We start from the raw sequence: 16,306 nt of genomic DNA, 5'->3' as shown, positions 1-16,306 counted from the left end.
CTTCATGGATATCGGGATGATTCGAGGCCTGGGCACCGTTGTGGTGATGGTGGCCTTTATTGGCCTGGCGCTGTGGGTGTTCAGTCCCCGGCGCAAGTCGGAGTTTGACGACGCGACCATGTTGCCCTTTGCGGATGATCCCGAAGCCATCAAGCACGTCGAGCAAGCTTCTAGGAGTAACAAAGAATGACTACGTTCTGGAGTCTGTACGTCACAGTCCTGAGCCTGGGTACCATCTTCGCCTTGACCTGGCTGCTGCTGTCGACCCGCAAGGGCCAGCGCGCCGAGCAGACCGACGAGACCGTCGGCCACTCGTTCGACGGCATCGAGGAGTACGACAACCCGCTGCCCAAATGGTGGTTCATGCTGTTCGTCGGCACCATCATCTTTGCCCTTGGCTACCTGGTGCTCTACCCCGGCCTGGGCAATTGGAAGGGACTGCTGCCGGGCTACAACTACCTCGACAACGACAAGCAAACCCCGTTCGCCAACGGCCAGACCGGCTGGACCGGCGTGCACGAATGGGAAAAGGAAATGGCCAGGTCGGACGCCAAGTTCGGGCCGATCTTCGCCAAATTTGCGTCGATGCCGATTGAAGACGTCGCCAAGGACCCGCAAGCCTTGAAGATGGGTGGCCGCCTGTTCGCCTCCAACTGCTCGGTGTGCCACGGCTCCGACGCCAAGGGCGCCTACGGTTTCCCCAACTTGACCGACGCCGATTGGCGCTGGGGTGGCGAGCCTGCCACCATCAAGGAAACCATCATGAAAGGTCGCCATGCTGTCATGCCGGCCTGGCTGGACATCCTCAAGGAGCAAGGCGTCAGCGACGTTGCCGCGTTCGTCGTCACCAACCTCGACGGCCGCAAGCTGCCGGAAGGCGTCAAGGCTGATGTAGCCAACGGCGAAAAACTCTTCGCCGCCAACTGCGTGGCTTGCCACGGCCCGGCCGGCAAAGGCACTCCCGCCATGGGCGCGCCAGACCTGACCCACCCGGGTGCATTCATCTACGGTTCGAGCTTCGCCCAACTCCAACAGACTATCCGTTGGGGTCGCCAGGGCCAGATGCCTGCGCAGGAACAACTGCAAGGCAACGACAAGGTGCACTTGCTCGCGGCGTATGTTTACAGCTTGTCCCATGGGGATAAGAAGGCTGACGAGCAGTAAGGCTCTCGGAAACAAAAGAGCCCCGCCCAGCGAAAGCTGGCGGGGCTTTTTCGTTTCCAATGCAGCGACAGCTCGCATGGGAAAAGCACGTTGACCGCTTGTAGCTTTAAGCTTGTGGCTAGCAAAGGTGAAGTAGTAACGTAACTACATTCAGCCCACTCCAGGGGAGGCGCACCATGACTTTCACCACCATTTCCAGCCGCGAATTCAATCAAGACACAAGCGGTGCCAAAAAAGCCGCTCGCCAAGGCCCGGTTTTTATCACCGATCGCGGCAAGCCTGCCCATGTACTGCTAAGCATTGAGGACTACCAAAAGCTGGCAGGTCTCAATGCCAACATCGTTGACCTGCTGGTGATGCCGGAAGCGGCCGATATCGACTTTGAAACCGAACGTGCCGTGATCACTCATCGACCCGTGGACCTCTCTTGATGTATCTACTCGACACCAACGTAATCTCTGAACTGCGTAAACCCCAGGCTGATGCGAACGTGGTCGCCTGGGCCAAAAGTGTCATCGCACCGCGTATGTTTATCTCGGCAATCACCCTTAAAGAATTGGAAACCGGGGTCTTGCGCATTGAGCGGCGAGACCCGGCTCAGGGGAAGGTGTTGCGAACCTGGCTCAAGCGTCATGTGATGCCGGCCTTTGATGCCAGAATCCTACCCGTCGATGCTGCAGTCGCGTTGCGTTGCGCACACTTGCATGTGCCGGACCGAGCCAATGAAAGTGATGCATTAATTGCCGCGACCGCGCTGGTGCATGGGCTCACGGTTGTCACGCGCAACGTCAGCGACTTCAAATCCAGCGGTGTTCCACTGATCAATCCTTGGGACGAATGACCGCCTCCCCCACGAAAACCGTCCATACTTCACAAGTCAATTGATCCAGATCACGTACACCATCAATTGATTTCCCCCAATGCGACCAAAGGTCGCACCCTTTGAGCGCCAGCGGGGGCGTATCATTACGCCACTGCAACACCCTTAATTTGACCCCGGTTGGCACGTACTGGCCGAGGCAAATCTCCACCGCCGTGGGATGCAATGATGACCAACCAGATACCGGTACATGACGTTACCCCGCCTGCCAAAATCTCGAATAGCCCTGAAGGTAAGAGCGTCGACCTCTACGCGTCGCGAGAGAAAATCTACACCCGTGCCTTCACCGGCCTGTTCCGCAACCTGCGCATGCTCGGCGGCGCCGGCCTGTTCCTGCTCTACTTCGGCACGGTGTGGCTGAACTGGGGTGGCCACCAGGCGGTATGGTGGAACCTGCCGGAACGTAAATTCTTTATTTTTGGCGCGACCTTCTGGCCCCAGGATTTCATCCTGCTCTCGGGCATCCTGATCGTCTCGGCGTTTGGCCTGTTCTTTATCACCGTGTACGCGGGCCGCGTGTGGTGCGGTTATACCTGCCCGCAAAGCGTGTGGACGTGGATCTTCATGTGGTGCGAGAAGGTCACCGAAGGTGATCGCAACCAGCGCATCAAGCTGGACAAGGCGCCGATGGGAGCCAACAAGTTCCTGCGCAAATTCAGCAAGCACACGCTGTGGCTGCTGATCGGCTTTGCCACCGGCATGACCTTCGTCGGCTACTTCTCGCCGATCCGCGAGTTGGTGTTCGACTTCTTCACCGGCCAGGCCGATGGCTGGTCGTATTTCTGGGTCGGCTTCTTCACCCTCGCCACCTATGGCAACGCCGGCTGGCTGCGCGAACAGGTGTGCATCTACATGTGCCCGTACGCACGCTTCCAGAGCGTGATGTTCGACAAGGACACCCTGATCGTCTCCTACGATCCACGCCGTGGCGAAGTGCGTGGCCCGCGTAAAAAAGGTGCCGATTACAAGGCCCAGGGCCTGGGCGACTGCATCGACTGTACGATGTGCGTACAGGTATGCCCCACCGGTATCGACATCCGCGACGGCCTGCAAATCGAGTGCATCGGTTGCGCCGCCTGTATCGACGCCTGCGATAACATCATGGACAAGATGGAGTACCCGCGCGGCCTGATCAGCTACACCACCGAGCACAACCTGTCAGGGCAGAAAACCCACAAGTTGCGCCCACGCCTGATCGGTTATGCCTTGGTGTTGCTGACGATGATGAGCCTGTTGGCCGGGGCGTTCTTCATGCGTTCGCTGGTGGGCTTCGACGTGAGCAAGGACCGCGTGCTGTACCGCGAAAACGCCGAAGGGCGCATCGAAAACGTCTACAGCCTGAAGATCATGAACAAGGACCAGCGCGACCACACCTACGTGCTCGACGCAGCCGGCCTGCCGGACCTCAAGCTGCAAGGCCGACGTGAAATCAAAGTGGCGGCCGGCGACATCGTCAGCATGCCGGTGGAACTGTCGAGTTCGCCCGAGCAACTGCCGTCGAGTACCAACGAGGTGACGTTCATCCTCAAGGATGCCGATGACACCAGCATCCATATTGAAGCCAAGAGCCGATTCATCGGCCCCCAGGTTCGTTAATAAATAGAAAGCTTCGTTAATAGAGAGCAGAACAATGCCCCAAGCCACTGCCGCAAGCCCTTGGTACAAGCACCTCTGGCCCTGGATCATCATTGGGATTCTGGCCTGCTCGGTGACCTTGACCTTGTCCATGGTGACCATCGCGGTGAACAACCCGGACAACCTGGTTAACGACAACTACTACGAGGCCGGCAAAGGCATCAACCGCTCCCTGGACCGCGAACGGCTGGCCCAGACCCTGCAACTGCGCGCCAAGCTGCACCTGGATGAGCTGACCGGTGAAGTCGAGTTGCAACTCACCGGCTACAGCAACCCGAACACCCTGGAACTGAACCTTATTTCCCCGACCCAGCCAGAGAAGGATCGCAAGATCAACCTGACCCGCAGCGACAGCGAACCGGGCCGCTACATCGGCCAGGTCACCGACAAGGTCGAAGGCCGTCGCTTCGTGGAATTGCTGGGCGTGGAAGGCGACAAGACCTGGCGCCTGTTCGAGGAAGAAGAAGTCAGCCACGACAAGGACTTGCTGCTGGGTGATGAACCGTTGCAGGGTGCTGAAGACCTGAAAAAATAGCAGCGCCCATGACCAGCCCAACCCCCTGCTACCACTGCGCCCTGCCCGTCCCGTCCGGCAGTCGGTTCACCGCCGTGATCCTCGGCGAGCGCCGCGAGCTGTGCTGCCCCGGCTGCCAGGCCGTGGCCGAAGCGATTGTGGCCGGTGGGCTGGAAAGCTATTACCAGCACCGCAGCGAAGCCTCGGCCAACCCCGAGACGCTGCCGGTGCAACTGGTGGACGAACTGGCGCTGTATGACCGCGCCGACGTGCAAAAACCCTTCGTGCACCACGAAGGCGACCTCGCCGAAACCACCCTGTTGATGGAAGGCATCAGTTGCGCCGCCTGTGGCTGGCTGATCGAAAAACACCTGCGCAGCCTGCCCGCCGTGGCCGAGGCGCGGCTGAACCTGTCCAACCATCGCCTGCAGGTGCGCTGGGCCGACGGGCAATTGCCGTTGAGCCAGGTGCTCAGTGAACTGCGCCATATCGGCTACGCCGCGCACCCGTATCAAGCCGACCGTGCGGCCGAACAACTGGCCAGCGAAAACCGCCTGGCCCTGCGCCAACTGGGGGTCGCCGGGCTGCTGTGGTTCCAGGCGATGATGGCGACCATGGCCACCTGGCCGGAATTCAATATCGACCTGAGCCCCGAACTGCATGTGATCCTGCGCTGGGTGGCGATGTTTCTGACAACGCCCATCGTGTTCTACAGCTGTGCGCCGTTCTTCAAGGGCGCCATGCGCGACGTGCGTACGCGTCACCTGACCATGGACGTGTCGGTGTCCCTGGCCATCGGCGGGGCTTATCTGGCCGGCATCTGGACCGCGATCACCGGCGTGGGCGAGTTGTATTTCGATGCGGTGGGCATGTTTGCGCTGTTCCTGCTGGCCGGTCGCTACCTGGAGCGCCGTGCCCGGGAGCGCACGGCCGCCGCCACCGCGCAGTTGGTCAACCTGCTGCCCGCCTCATGCCTGCGCCTCAAAGGTGACGGCCAGAGCGAACGTATTCTTTTGAGCGAACTGGCACTGGGCGACCGCGTGCTGGTGCATCCGGGCGCGGTGCTGCCGGCAGATGGGGTGATCCTCGATGGCCGGTCCAGCATCGATGAGTCGCTGCTCACCGGTGAGTACCTGCCGCTACCGCGCCAAACCGGCGACGCCGTCACCGCCGGCACGCTGAACGTCGAAGGCGCGCTGACCGTCGAAGTGCGCGCCTTGGGCCACGAGACCCGCCTGTCCGCCATCGTGCGCCTGCTGGAACGGGCCCAGGCCGAGAAGCCGCGCCTGGCGCAGATCGCCGACCGCGCCGCGCAGTGGTTCCTGTTGTGTTCGCTGATTGCCGCGGCAGTGATTGGCCTGCTGTGGTGGGAGCTGGATTCATCGCGGGCGTTCTGGATTGTACTGGCGATGCTGGTCGCGACCTGCCCGTGTGCGTTGTCCCTGGCCACGCCGACCGCCCTCACCGCCGCCACCGGCACCCTGCACAAGCTCGGGCTATTGCTGACCCGTGGCCATGTGCTCGAAGGCCTGAACCAGATCGACACGGTGATTTTCGACAAGACCGGCACCCTCACCGAAGGCCGCCTGGCGCTGAAAGCGATCAGGCCCCTGACCGCACTGAACAGCGACGAGTGCCTGGGCCTCGCCGCCGCCCTGGAAAACCGCTCCGAACACCCGATTGCCCGCGCCTTCGGCCGTGCGCCGCTGGCCGCTGACGAGGTGCTCAGCTCCCCCGGCCTCGGCCTGGAAGGACGTGTCGGCACACGCCAGTTGCGCATCGGCCAGCCGGGGTTTGTCTGCGCACTCAGTGGTTGCCCGATTCCTGCCTCTCCGGAGGATGACGGCCAATGGCTGCTGCTGGGCGACGGCGATGGCGCCCTGGCCTGGTTCGTCCTCGACGACCGCCTGCGCAGCGATGCCCCTGCCCTGCTGGCCGCCTGCAAGGCGCGCGGTTGGCGTACGCTGCTGCTGTCGGGGGACAGTTCGCCGATGGTCGCCAGCGTCGCCGCTGAACTGGGCATCGATGAAGCCCACGGCGGCCTGCGCCCCGACGACAAGCTGCACGTGCTGCAACAGTTGCACAAGGAAGGCCGCAAAGTGCTGATGCTCGGCGACGGCGTCAACGATGTTCCGGTGCTGGCCGCCGCCGATATCAGCGTGGCCATGGGCTCGGCCACCGACCTGGCCAAGACCAGCGCCGATGCGGTGCTGCTGTCCAACCGCCTCGACGCGCTGGTACAGGCCTTTACCCTGGCACGACGCACCCGCCGGGTGATCATTGAAAACCTGCTGTGGGCCGGGCTGTACAATGGCCTTATGCTGCCGTTTGCCGCCCTCGGTTGGATCACCCCGATCTGGGCGGCGATCGGCATGTCCCTCAGTTCGTTGACCGTGGTGCTCAACGCCCTGCGCCTGACTCGCGTGCCGAGTGCGCAGGCCACAAGCGCCCCTTTGGTAACCCGCCCGCTGCCGGCTTGAGCCGCGCGGGCATGGAGTGCAGATGCCAGCTTTATACGTGATGATTCCGGCGGCGCTGCTGTTAGTGGGCGTGGCCATCTACATCTTCTTCTGGGCCGTGGACAGCGGCCAGTACGACGACCTCGACGGCCCGGCCCACAGCGTGCTGTTCGACGACCAGGACCCGAACCACCTCGCGGCCGTCGACGAAGCCAACGGCCCCGAGCAACCGCCCACGCCCAAAGACCCACCCCATGCTTGAGCTGGCGCCGCTGCTGGTCTCTGCGCTGATCCTGGGCCTGCTGGGCGGCGGCCATTGCCTGGGCATGTGCGGCGGGCTGATGGGCGCGCTGACCCTGGCGATTCCCAAGGAACAACGCAGCCGCCGATTCCGCCTGCTGCTGGCGTACAACCTGGGACGTATCCTCAGCTATGCCACTGCGGGGTTATTGATCGGCCTGGCGGGCTGGGCCGTGGCCAACAGCCCGGCGGCCCTGTTCATGCGCGTGCTCGCCGGGTTGCTGTTGATCTGCATGGGGCTGTACCTGGCCGGTTGGTGGAGCGGCCTCACCCGTATCGAAAGCCTCGGGCGCGGCCTGTGGCACTACATACAGCCCGTCGCCAACCGTTTGCTGCCGGTGTCCAGCCTGCCCCGCGCGCTGCTGCTGGGCGCGCTGTGGGGCTGGTTGCCGTGCGGGCTGGTGTACAGCACCCTGCTGTGGGCCGCCAGCCAGGGTAATGCGCTCGACAGTGCGTTGCTGATGTTGGCTTTTGGCTTAGGCACCTGGCCGGTACTGTTGGCGACCGGGTTGGCGGCCGAACGCGTGACCGCGTTATTGCGCAAGCGCAGCGTGCGTATGGCCGGTGGCCTGCTGGTGATTATTTTCGGTATCTGGACCCTACCAGGTCCGCATCAGCACTGGCTAATGGGCCACTAAAAGGCCATGTGGCATAGCGCCGCTCCCCGTTGACGCAAATCAAGATGCCATATCGGCCACGCCCCTAGACTCGGCCCACTAGCCTATCCGGGGAATGCCCGCATGCTCGACGCCATTCGTTGGGACCCACATCTGATTCAACGCTACGACCTGGCGGGACCGCGCTACACGTCCTACCCCACCGCCGTACAATTCGACAGCCAGGTCGGCACCTTCGACCTGCTCCACGCCCTGCGCGAAAGCCGCAAGGCCACGCGACCGTTGTCGCTGTATGTGCATGTGCCGTTCTGCGCAAATATTTGCTACTACTGCGCGTGCAACAAGGTGATCACCAAAGACCGTGGCCGCGCCCAAGCCTACCTGCAACGCCTGGAGCAGGAGATTCAGTTGGTGGCCTGCCACCTCGACCCGAAACAATCAGTCGAGCAATTGCACTTCGGCGGCGGCACCCCGACCTTTCTCAGCCACGACGAACTGCGCCAGGTCATGGGCAGCCTGCGCCAGCACTTCAATCTGCTCGACGGTGACTCCGGCGACTACAGCATCGAGATCGACCCCCGCGAAGCCGACTGGGCGACCATGGGCCTGCTGCGTGAACTGGGCTTCAACCGTGTGAGCATCGGCCTGCAAGACCTCGACCCGGACGTGCAGCGGGCGGTCAACCGCCTGCAAAGCCTGGAAGAAACCCGCGCGGTGATCGACGCCGCGCGCACCCTGCAGTTTCGCTCGATCAATATCGACCTGATCTACGGCCTGCCCAAGCAGACGCCGATCAACTTCGCGCGCACCGTGGAGGAAGTGATCAAGCTGCAACCGGACCGCCTGTCGGTGTTCAACTACGCGCATTTGCCGGAACGCTTCATGCCCCAACGACGGATCAACAGCGAGGAGTTGCCGTCGCCGGAATCCAAACTGCTGATGCTGCAAACCACCATCGAGCAACTGACCCAGGCCGGCTACCGCTACATCGGCATGGATCACTTCGCCCTGCCGGACGACGAGCTCGCCATTGCCCAGGAAGAAGGCACGCTGCAACGTAACTTCCAGGGCTACACCACCCACGGCCATTGCGACCTGATCGGGCTCGGCGTGTCAGCCATCAGCCAGATCGGCGACCTGTATTGCCAGAACAGCAGTGACCTGAACGGCTACCAGAACGCCCTGGCCAGCGCCCAACTGGCCACCAGCCGCGGCTTGATCTGCACCACCGACGACCGCTTGCGCCGGGAAGTGATCCAGCAGTTGATCTGCACGTTCAGCCTGGCATTCGAGCAGATCGAACAGGCGTTCAATATTGATTTTCGTGGGTACTTCGACGAAGTCTGGCCGCAACTTGAGACCATGGCGCAAGACGGCCTGATCGAACTGGATACGCAGAGCATCAAGGTTCTGCCAGCTGGGCGGCTGCTGGTGCGTTCGGTGTGCATGGTGTTCGATGCCTATCTGGAGCACCAGAACCGGCAACGATTTTCACGGGTGATCTAGTTACATCGACAACGAAGCGGCTTTGAGCGCGTCATCGGCGCTCATGGTCTTCATCGCTTTGGCCAGAGATATCTGGGCCGTCATCAAACCTGCCTGCAACGAACTGATCGCGCCTTGCACATTGGCGGTCTTGGCCCGGGCCTGTTCCGGGGTCAAGCTTTTGTCAGCCGCGATCGCCTGAAGCTCAGCCATTTTCTCGGCGATCTGCTGTTTCAGCTTACGGATCATTTTCAGCACGTCCTTGACGTTATCGTCCAGGCCGCTGTCGTCGATATCGGCATTCGCGCTTTTGGGCGCCGCGGCCGCCTTGAACGCTGCGGCGGAAATAGTCACCGTAACCCCTTCATTCACCTTGGCCTCAGGCACCGGCGCGGTCACGGGCAGTTTTTCCTCGGTCTCGGCAGCGGGCTTCAAGTCCTGCACACTGGGTACACGGATGGCAGGGTTGTAAGCCGCGACAACAGACATGATCCAAGCTCCGAATGGTAGATGTGCAGCTTGTATCGGCATCGGTACAAAAAGCTTTATACCGTTGCCTGTTTTTTGTACAGACTGGCTTCACTGCCCCCCAGTGCGGTACCCTTACGTCTTATGTGTGTTTTCCCACAAGGATTTAAGAAATGTCCGAGCCAGTCAAACTGCGCGCTAACAGCCAGGCTCACTGCAAGGATTGCAGCCTGGCTCCCCTCTGCTTGCCACTTTCGTTGAATCTGGAAGACATGGATGCGCTGGACGAAATCGTTAAACGCGGTCGCCCGCTCAAGAAAGGCGAGTTTCTGTTTCGCCAGGGCGACAAGTTCGATTCCGTCTATGCAGTACGTTCGGGCGCGCTGAAGACCTTCAGCCTGAGCGACGGCGGCGAAGAGCAAATCACCGGTTTCCACCTGCCCAGCGAGCTGGTCGGGTTGTCGGGCATGGACACCGAGATTCACCCGGTGTCGGCCCAGGCCCTGGAAACCACGTCGGTGTGCGAAATCCCCTTCGAGCGCCTGGACGAACTGGCCCTGCAACTGCCACAACTGCGCCGTCAGTTGATGCGCGTGATGAGCCGCGAGATCCGTGACGACCAGCAGATGATGTTGCTGCTGTCGAAGAAAACCGCCGACGAGCGCATCGCCACCTTCCTGGTCAACCTGTCGGCGCGTTTCCGCGCCCGTGGTTTCTCGGCCAACCAGTTCCGTCTGAGCATGTCGCGCAACGAAATCGGCAATTACCTGGGCCTGGCGGTGGAAACCGTGTCCCGTGTGTTTACCCGTTTCCAGCAGAGCGAACTGCTCGCCGCCGAAGGCAAGGAAGTGCACATCCTCGATCCGATCCAACTGTGTGCGCTGGCAGGCGGTTCGCTGGAAGGCTGACGCAGACACTTGCGGCCGCGCCAATCGGCGAGGCCGCAGGTATACTTCGAGTCCGTTTTCCGCCCTGGACTCTTCGACGATGACCTTCGATTCGTTCGACATCAAATCCCTGATCCGCCCCGTCATCGACTTCCCCAAGCCTGGGGTGATCTTTCGTGACATCACACCGCTGTTCCAATCGCCCAAGGCCCTGCGCCTGGTGGCTGACACCTTTGCCCATCGTTACGTCGAGGCTGATTTCAGCCATATCGGCGCAATGGATGCACGAGGCTTCCTGATCGGCTCGATCATCGCCTACCAACTGAACAAGCCGCTGATCCTGTTCCGTAAGCAGGGCAAGCTACCGGCTGACGTGCTGGCCGAGGGTTACCAGACCGAATACGGTGAGGCCTTCCTCGAAGTGCATGCCGACAGCCTGTGCGAGGGTGATTCAGTGCTGATGTTCGATGACCTGATCGCCACGGGCGGTACCCTGATCGCGGCGGCGAACCTGGTGCGGCGCATGGGGGCGAAGGTTTTTGAAGCGGCGGCGATCATTGACCTGCCGGAGCTGGGTGGCTCGCAGCGCCTGGAAGATATGGGGATTCCGACGTTTTGCCTGACCCGCTTTGCCCTCACCGAGCGATAACGGTTGCCTGGACTGACGCTATCAGGGGCAAGTGAAATCGCCGCACCGCCCCTCCCACATTTGATCCTGCGGTGATCGTTAGAGCGCGATCGGTTTACGACCGGCAAACGAATGCGCCAACGTGCCGCCGTCCACCAACTCCAACTCGCCACCCAGCGGCACGCCATGGGCGATGCGCGAAGTGACCAGGCCTTTGTTGCTCAGCAGTTGAGCGATGTAATGCGCGGTGGCTTCACCTTCCACGGTCGGGTTGGTGGCCAGGATCACCTCGGTAAAGGTGCCCTGTTCTTCAATACGAGCCACCAACTGCGGAATGCCGATGGCCTCCGGCCCCAGGCCATCGAGCGGCGAGAGGTGGCCCTTGAGCACAAAGTAGCGCCCGCGATAACCGGTCTGCTCCACCGCGTACACATCCATCGGCCCTTCCACCACGCACAGCAGCGTGTCGTCGCGGCGCGGGTCGGCGCATTGCGGGCAGAGTTCTTCTTCGGTGAGGGTACGACACTGGCGGCAGTGGCCCACCCCGGTCATGGCCTGGCTCAGGGCCTGGGCCAACCGGGTACCGCCGCTGCGATCACGCTCCAGCAGTTGCAGCGCCATGCGTTGGGCGGTTTTCTGGCCGACACCCGGCAATGTGCGCAGGGCGTCGATCAGTTGGCGAATCAAGGGGCTGAAGCTCATGGGCGAATGGTCCGACAAAACAACGAGACGCGGTTTATACCCGCGCCCCGGATTAGCGTCAAATGCTCAATCCTGCGCGACCCGCACCACCAACTTGCCGAAGTTGCGCCCTTCCAGCAAACCGATAAAGGCTTCGGGCGCCTGCTCCAGGCCCTCGACCACGTCTTCACGGAACTTGATCTTGCCGTCGCGTACCCACGGTGCCATGGCGCTGAGGAACTCCGGCTGACGATCACCGTAGTCGTCAAACACGATAAAGCCCTGGATCCGTACACGCTTGGTCAACAACGTGCGTTGCAGCGCCGGCAAGCGGTCAGGCCCGCTGGGGGCTTCATGGGCGTTATAGCCGGCGATCAGCCCGCACAGGGGGATGCGCGCCTTGGGATTGAGCAGCGGCAGCACGGCGTCGAACACCTTGCCACCGACGTTTTCGAAGTAAATGTCCACGCCCTTGAAGCAGGCCTGGGCCAAGTCTTCGGCAAACGTTGCGCTCTTATGGTCTATGCAGGCATCAAAGCCCAACTCCTCCACCACGTAGCGGCACTTGTCGGCACCGCCCGCAATCCCGACCACACGCAGGCCCTTGAGCTTGGCCACCTGGCCGACCACCGAACCCACGGCGCCGGACGCTGCGGCCACCACCAGGGTTTCACCGGCTTTTGGCTGGCCGATGTCCATCAGGCCCATGTAGGCGGTCATGCCAGGCATGCCCAGTACCCCCAAGGCCATGGACGGGCTGGCCAGGCCATTGGGCACCGGAATCAGGTTGCGGCCGTCGGAAATGCTGTGGCTTTGCCAACCGGTGGCGCCGACGACCAGGTCACCCACCTCGAATTTCGGATTACGTGATTGCTCGACACGGCTGACAGCCCCGCCGGTCATCACCTCGTCGATTTCCACGGGCGCGGCGTAGGACGGTGCGTCGCTCATGCGACCGCGCATATAAGGGTCGAGGGAGAGATAGAGCGTTTTCAGCAGGACCTGGCCGTCTGCCAACTCCGGCAAGGTCACGCGCTCCAGGCGGAAGTTTTCCGGGGTGGGGGCGCCTTGGGGGCGTGAGACCAGGACAATGCGCTGGTTCAAAGTCGGTTCGTGAGGCATGAAGGGGCTCCTTTATCGAATCTATCGGTATAGGGTGCAGACCATGGGTGCCGCGCCAGGGTTCGATTGGATTGGCACAAACAAAAATGCCAGGCACAAGGCCTGGCATTGGAGTCTAGCTAAAGACCGCCGATTAGAACGGCAGCTTCATGCCCGGCGGCAGTTGCATGCCGGCGGTCACGCCGGACATTTTGTCCTGGCTGTTGGCTTCAATCTTGCGCACGGCGTCGTTGACGGCTGCAGCGAACAGCGCCTCGAGCATTTCCAGGTCATCTTCGCCCACGCCTGGCAATACGCTTGGGTCAATGCTCACGCGCTTGATGTCGTGACGACCGGTCATCACCACACTGACCATATCGCCACCGGCTTTACCGGTGACTTCGGCGTTGGCCAGTTCTTCCTGCATCTTGGCCATCTTTTCCTGCATCTGCTGTGCCTGCTTCATCAGGCCGGCCATGCCACCTTTCATCATGGGAATCACCTCAAAAGTACGTGGATCAATTAATAGCCCGGTGTCAGGACGCCTGGGGCACCGGGGCTTCGACAGGTTCAATTGTATCTTGGCGAACGACCGCACCGAACTGCTGCATCATTTGCTGGATGAGCGGATCGCCGTGGATCGAGTCCTCAGCCTCCCGCTGGCGGTTGATACGCCGGCGGGTCGCGGCCTGGGCCGGGGTTTCCTGCTCGGGCTTGATCAACTCGATGGTGATGGTCAGCGTGCGCCCATGGTACTGGTTCAGGGCATCGTTGAGGCGCCGCTGCTGGGTCGCGTTGAACAGGGCGCTGTGGGCCGGGTCCAGGTGCAACAGCCAGTGGTCGCCGTCAATGGCGATCAGGGTGCAGTTGGCGGCGATGCTGCCGGTCATGCCGGAAATCGGCAGTTTCGGGAACAGCTCCAGCCATTGCAGGGCCAGGCCGGTGGCCGGCGCCGCAGCGGGCTCTGCCTCGGGTTCCGGGGCTGGCTCGGCAGTGTGCTCGCTGGCCAGATCGTCCAGGTAGCTGTAGGCAGAATCCATGTCCGGCTCGATGTAATCTTCGTCCAGCGGCGGTTCGTCGTCGAGGTCGATGCCCGGGATTGCGGCTTCGACCTGGGCGACGGTCGGCTCGGGAACCGGCGCTGAAACCCACTCCGGGGCGGCCGGCACCACGCTGTCCGGCGTCGGTGCAGGCATCGGCGTCAACTCGGGCTGCTCGCCGGCGGTTTCCAGTACCGGCTCGACATAGGGCTGCTGTTCGACCTCGACCTCAGCGTCTACCGGGTCATTCCAGGGCAGGTCGACCACAGGCTCGGGCTCGACAACCGGTTCCGGCTCGACCACTGCTGCCGCCACCACCGGTGCCGGCTCAGGCGCCGGTGCAACGGGGGCAGCAACCACTGGCGCGACCACCGCCGCGCCAGCCACTGGTTTGGCGGAATCAACTGTGGCCTGGCTGATCCCCACTGGCTTTAGCGGCTGTCTCGGCGCATCGGCCGAATCCGCCGGTCGGAACGCCAGCATCCGCAGCAGGACCATCTCGAAGCCTCCGCGCGGGTCCGGTGCCAAAGGCAAGTCGCGACGACCGATCAGGCCCATCTGGTAGTAGAACTGCACGTCTTCGGCCGGCAACGCCTGGGCCAGGGCCAACACGCGGTCGCGGTCGCCATGGCCGTTGTCGACACCTTCCGGCAACGCCTGGGCGATAGCGACGCGGTGCAGCACGTTGAGGATTTCCGAAAGCACGCCGTTCCAGTCGGGGCCTTGCTCCGACAGGTGGCGCACGGCCTCGAGCAACGCCTTGGCATCGCCCTCGATCAGCGCGTGCAGCACGTCGAACACCTGCCCGTGGTCGAGGGTACCGAGCATGGCGCGCACGTCGGCGGCCATGACCTTGCCTTCACCAAAGGCAATGGCCTGGTCGGTGAGGCTCATGGCATCGCGCATCGAACCATCGGCGGCGCGGCCCAGCAGCCACAGTGCGTCATCTTCGAACGGTACGTTCTCGACGCCCAGCACGTGGGTCAAATGCTCCACCACGCGCTCAGGGGTCATGTTTTTCAGGGAGAACTGCAGGCACCGCGACAGGATCGTTGCAGGAAGTTTCTGCGGATCGGTGGTGGCCAGGATGAATTTAACGTAGGGCGGCGGCTCTTCCAGGGTTTTCAACAAGGCGTTGAAGGAATGGCTGGAGAGCATGTGCACTTCGTCGATCAGGTAGACCTTGAAGCGGCCACGGCTGGGCGCGTACTGCACGTTGTCGAGCAGCTCGCGGGTGTCTTCGACCTTGGTGCGGCTCGCGGCGTCGATCTCGATCAGGTCGACGAAACGCCCTTCATCGATCTCGCGGCACACCGAGCAGGTGCCGCAGGGCGTCGAAGTGATACCGGTTTCACAGTTCAGGCATTTGGCGATGATGCGCGCAATGGTGGTCTTGCCCACCCCCCGAGTACCGGTGAACAGGTAGGCGTGGTGCAGCCGCTGGCTGTCCAAGGCATTGATCAGAGCCTTGAGCACATGGGTCTGGCCGACCATTTCGCGGAACGAGCGCGGACGCCATTTACGTGCAAGAACCTGATAACTCATCGAAAACCGTCGCAACTGGGAAGCGGAAGCCGGTAATGCTAGCGGAGCAAGGGGGAAATTGCATCCGGCACGCTCGCCTAATCTGACTAAGCTCTGCTGATTGGCCCCAAAAAGGCCTTAACCCGGAGAGTGTATGCGTGTAGTCCTGGGCGCTTTATGGATGATGACCACGGCTTGCCTGGCGGCGCCTGCACCGCTGCGTTTCTCGGTTTCCGACAGTTGGGCGATGCCCATGGTGCAACTGGACGAGGGGCGGCCCACCCAGGGCATTCTGTATGACTTGATGTTGAGCCTGGCCACCCAGGTCGGCCGTCCGGCACAGTTCCATGTACTGGCCCGGGCACGTATCTCGACGGCCATGGAGCATGGCGATATTGATGTGCGCTGTTATGTCACCCAGGCCTGGCTCAACAACCTGTCCGGCGACTACACCTGGAGCATCCCGTTGATGGTGCAGCGAAACGTGCTGGTGAGTAGCCACATTCCCACGCAGCCGGTGCAAGTGACCAGACTGGCACCTCAATCGATCGGCACCGTGCTCAATTATCGCTACGCCATCCTCGACCCGCTGTTTGCCAGCGGCCAACTCTCCCGCGACGACGCACGCAGCGAAGAGCAGGTGCTGTACAAGCTGGTGGCCGGACGCTTCAAGTTTGCGGTGAGCAACGAATGGATCCTGGATCGTTTCAACCAGCGTATGCCAACCGGCACAAAACTGCATAAGGTCGCCGTGATCGATGAACAACGCGTGGGCTGCGCCGTGCGCAATGATCCGAACGTGCCGGTGCAGCAGATCCTGCGCACCTTGCTGCGCATGAAGATGTCCGGCGAAGTCGATGAAATCATCAAGCTGTACACCGGTGAGACTCCTGACAAGAACTGACAATGACGCCTTATAGACT

Annotated in this window: 18 protein-coding genes; 13 read left to right on the top strand and 5 right to left on the bottom strand. The window is 61.9% G+C overall.

The genetic code is table 11. The features are described 5' to 3' along the window. The first annotated feature begins 4 nt into the window (after nucleotides 1-4). The 10 genes from M2397_RS12585 (at nucleotide 5) to hemN (ending at nucleotide 9,075) form a co-directional block, all read left to right on the top strand. Nucleotides 5-190 (top strand): CcoQ/FixQ family Cbb3-type cytochrome c oxidase assembly chaperone, encoded by a 186-nt coding sequence (locus tag M2397_RS12585; protein ID WP_003193169.1) that lies wholly within the window; start codon nucleotides 5-7, stop codon nucleotides 188-190. Next, nucleotides 187-1,164, top strand: coding sequence for a cytochrome-c oxidase, cbb3-type subunit III (gene ccoP / locus M2397_RS12580; protein WP_065946875.1), 978 nt, complete (start codon nucleotides 187-189; stop codon nucleotides 1,162-1,164). The genes M2397_RS12585 and ccoP overlap by 4 nt, the downstream gene beginning before the upstream one ends. A gap of 176 nt (nucleotides 1,165-1,340) precedes the next feature. Beyond that, nucleotides 1,341-1,595 (top strand): type II toxin-antitoxin system Phd/YefM family antitoxin, encoded by a 255-nt coding sequence (locus M2397_RS12575; RefSeq protein WP_131699651.1) that lies wholly within the window; start codon nucleotides 1,341-1,343, stop codon nucleotides 1,593-1,595. Further along, the gene (locus M2397_RS12570) at nucleotides 1,595-2,005 is read left to right on the top strand and encodes a type II toxin-antitoxin system VapC family toxin (RefSeq protein WP_053132925.1); all 411 of its coding nucleotides are present in this window, start codon (nucleotides 1,595-1,597) and stop codon (nucleotides 2,003-2,005) included. Before M2397_RS12575 ends, M2397_RS12570 begins: the two co-directional genes overlap by 1 nt. Nucleotides 2,006-2,212: 207 nt before the next feature. Continuing rightward, complete coding sequence (ccoG, locus tag M2397_RS12565; RefSeq protein WP_131699652.1) at nucleotides 2,213-3,640, top strand: cytochrome c oxidase accessory protein CcoG; 1,428 nt, start codon at nucleotides 2,213-2,215, stop codon at nucleotides 3,638-3,640. Nucleotides 3,641-3,674: 34 nt separating this feature from the next. Then, on the top strand, nucleotides 3,675-4,214 hold the full coding sequence (locus M2397_RS12560; RefSeq protein WP_131699653.1) for a FixH family protein: 540 nt from the start codon (nucleotides 3,675-3,677) through the stop codon (nucleotides 4,212-4,214). Between the two features lie 8 nt (nucleotides 4,215-4,222). Further along, on the top strand, nucleotides 4,223-6,673 hold the full coding sequence (locus M2397_RS12555; protein ID WP_184743630.1) for a heavy metal translocating P-type ATPase: 2,451 nt from the start codon (nucleotides 4,223-4,225) through the stop codon (nucleotides 6,671-6,673). Between the two features lie 22 nt (nucleotides 6,674-6,695). After that, on the top strand, nucleotides 6,696-6,914 hold the full coding sequence (gene ccoS / locus M2397_RS12550) for a cbb3-type cytochrome oxidase assembly protein CcoS (protein WP_053132914.1): 219 nt from the start codon (nucleotides 6,696-6,698) through the stop codon (nucleotides 6,912-6,914). Continuing rightward, nucleotides 6,907-7,590: a sulfite exporter TauE/SafE family protein gene (locus tag M2397_RS12545; RefSeq protein ID WP_259243401.1), complete on the top strand. Its 684-nt coding sequence runs from the start codon at nucleotides 6,907-6,909 to the stop codon at nucleotides 7,588-7,590. The genes ccoS and M2397_RS12545 overlap by 8 nt, the downstream gene beginning before the upstream one ends. A 102-nt stretch (nucleotides 7,591-7,692) precedes the next feature. Further along, nucleotides 7,693-9,075, top strand: coding sequence for an oxygen-independent coproporphyrinogen III oxidase (gene hemN, locus M2397_RS12540; RefSeq protein ID WP_131699656.1), 1,383 nt, complete (start codon nucleotides 7,693-7,695; stop codon nucleotides 9,073-9,075). Here the strand turns inward: hemN and M2397_RS12535 are convergent, their stop codons facing one another. Then, on the bottom strand, nucleotides 9,076-9,543 hold the full coding sequence (locus M2397_RS12535; protein ID WP_259243400.1) for a hypothetical protein: 468 nt from the start codon (nucleotides 9,541-9,543) through the stop codon (nucleotides 9,076-9,078). Nucleotides 9,544-9,695: 152 nt separating this feature from the next. Between M2397_RS12535 and fnr the strand changes: the two genes are divergently transcribed. Beyond that, nucleotides 9,696-10,430: a fumarate/nitrate reduction transcriptional regulator Fnr gene (fnr, locus tag M2397_RS12530; protein WP_259243399.1), complete on the top strand. Its 735-nt coding sequence runs from the start codon at nucleotides 9,696-9,698 to the stop codon at nucleotides 10,428-10,430. A gap of 79 nt (nucleotides 10,431-10,509) precedes the next feature. Continuing rightward, nucleotides 10,510-11,058, top strand: coding sequence for an adenine phosphoribosyltransferase (locus tag M2397_RS12525; protein ID WP_131699659.1), 549 nt, complete (start codon nucleotides 10,510-10,512; stop codon nucleotides 11,056-11,058). A gap of 78 nt (nucleotides 11,059-11,136) precedes the next feature. On the opposite strand, the gene recR is transcribed toward M2397_RS12525, so the two are convergent. The 4 genes from recR to dnaX all read right to left on the bottom strand — a co-directional run bounded on the left by recR (nucleotide 11,137) and on the right by dnaX (nucleotide 15,404). After that, nucleotides 11,137-11,739 (bottom strand): recombination mediator RecR, encoded by a 603-nt coding sequence (gene recR / locus M2397_RS12520; protein WP_027603720.1) that lies wholly within the window; start codon nucleotides 11,737-11,739, stop codon nucleotides 11,137-11,139. Nucleotides 11,740-11,805: 66 nt separating this feature from the next. Then, the gene (locus M2397_RS12515) at nucleotides 11,806-12,840 is read right to left on the bottom strand and encodes an NADP-dependent oxidoreductase (protein WP_131699660.1); all 1,035 of its coding nucleotides are present in this window, start codon (nucleotides 12,838-12,840) and stop codon (nucleotides 11,806-11,808) included. Nucleotides 12,841-12,973: 133 nt separating this feature from the next. Beyond that, nucleotides 12,974-13,312 (bottom strand): YbaB/EbfC family nucleoid-associated protein, encoded by a 339-nt coding sequence (locus M2397_RS12510; RefSeq protein WP_003193199.1) that lies wholly within the window; start codon nucleotides 13,310-13,312, stop codon nucleotides 12,974-12,976. 43 nt (nucleotides 13,313-13,355) lie between these two features. Next, a complete protein-coding gene (gene dnaX / locus M2397_RS12505; RefSeq protein ID WP_131699661.1) occupies nucleotides 13,356-15,404 on the bottom strand; it encodes a DNA polymerase III subunit gamma/tau in 2,049 nt (682 codons plus the stop codon). 133 nt (nucleotides 15,405-15,537) lie between these two features. Between dnaX and M2397_RS12500 the strand changes: the two genes are divergently transcribed. After that, a complete protein-coding gene (locus M2397_RS12500; protein WP_131699662.1) occupies nucleotides 15,538-16,287 on the top strand; it encodes an ABC transporter substrate-binding protein in 750 nt (249 codons plus the stop codon). Nucleotides 16,288-16,306 lie beyond the last annotated feature (19 nt).

This window comes from Pseudomonas sp. BIGb0381 (assembly GCF_024809815.1).
GTDB lineage: Bacteria > Pseudomonadota > Gammaproteobacteria > Pseudomonadales > Pseudomonadaceae > Aquipseudomonas.
This window is presented reverse-complemented; position numbering and strand designations above follow the sequence as displayed.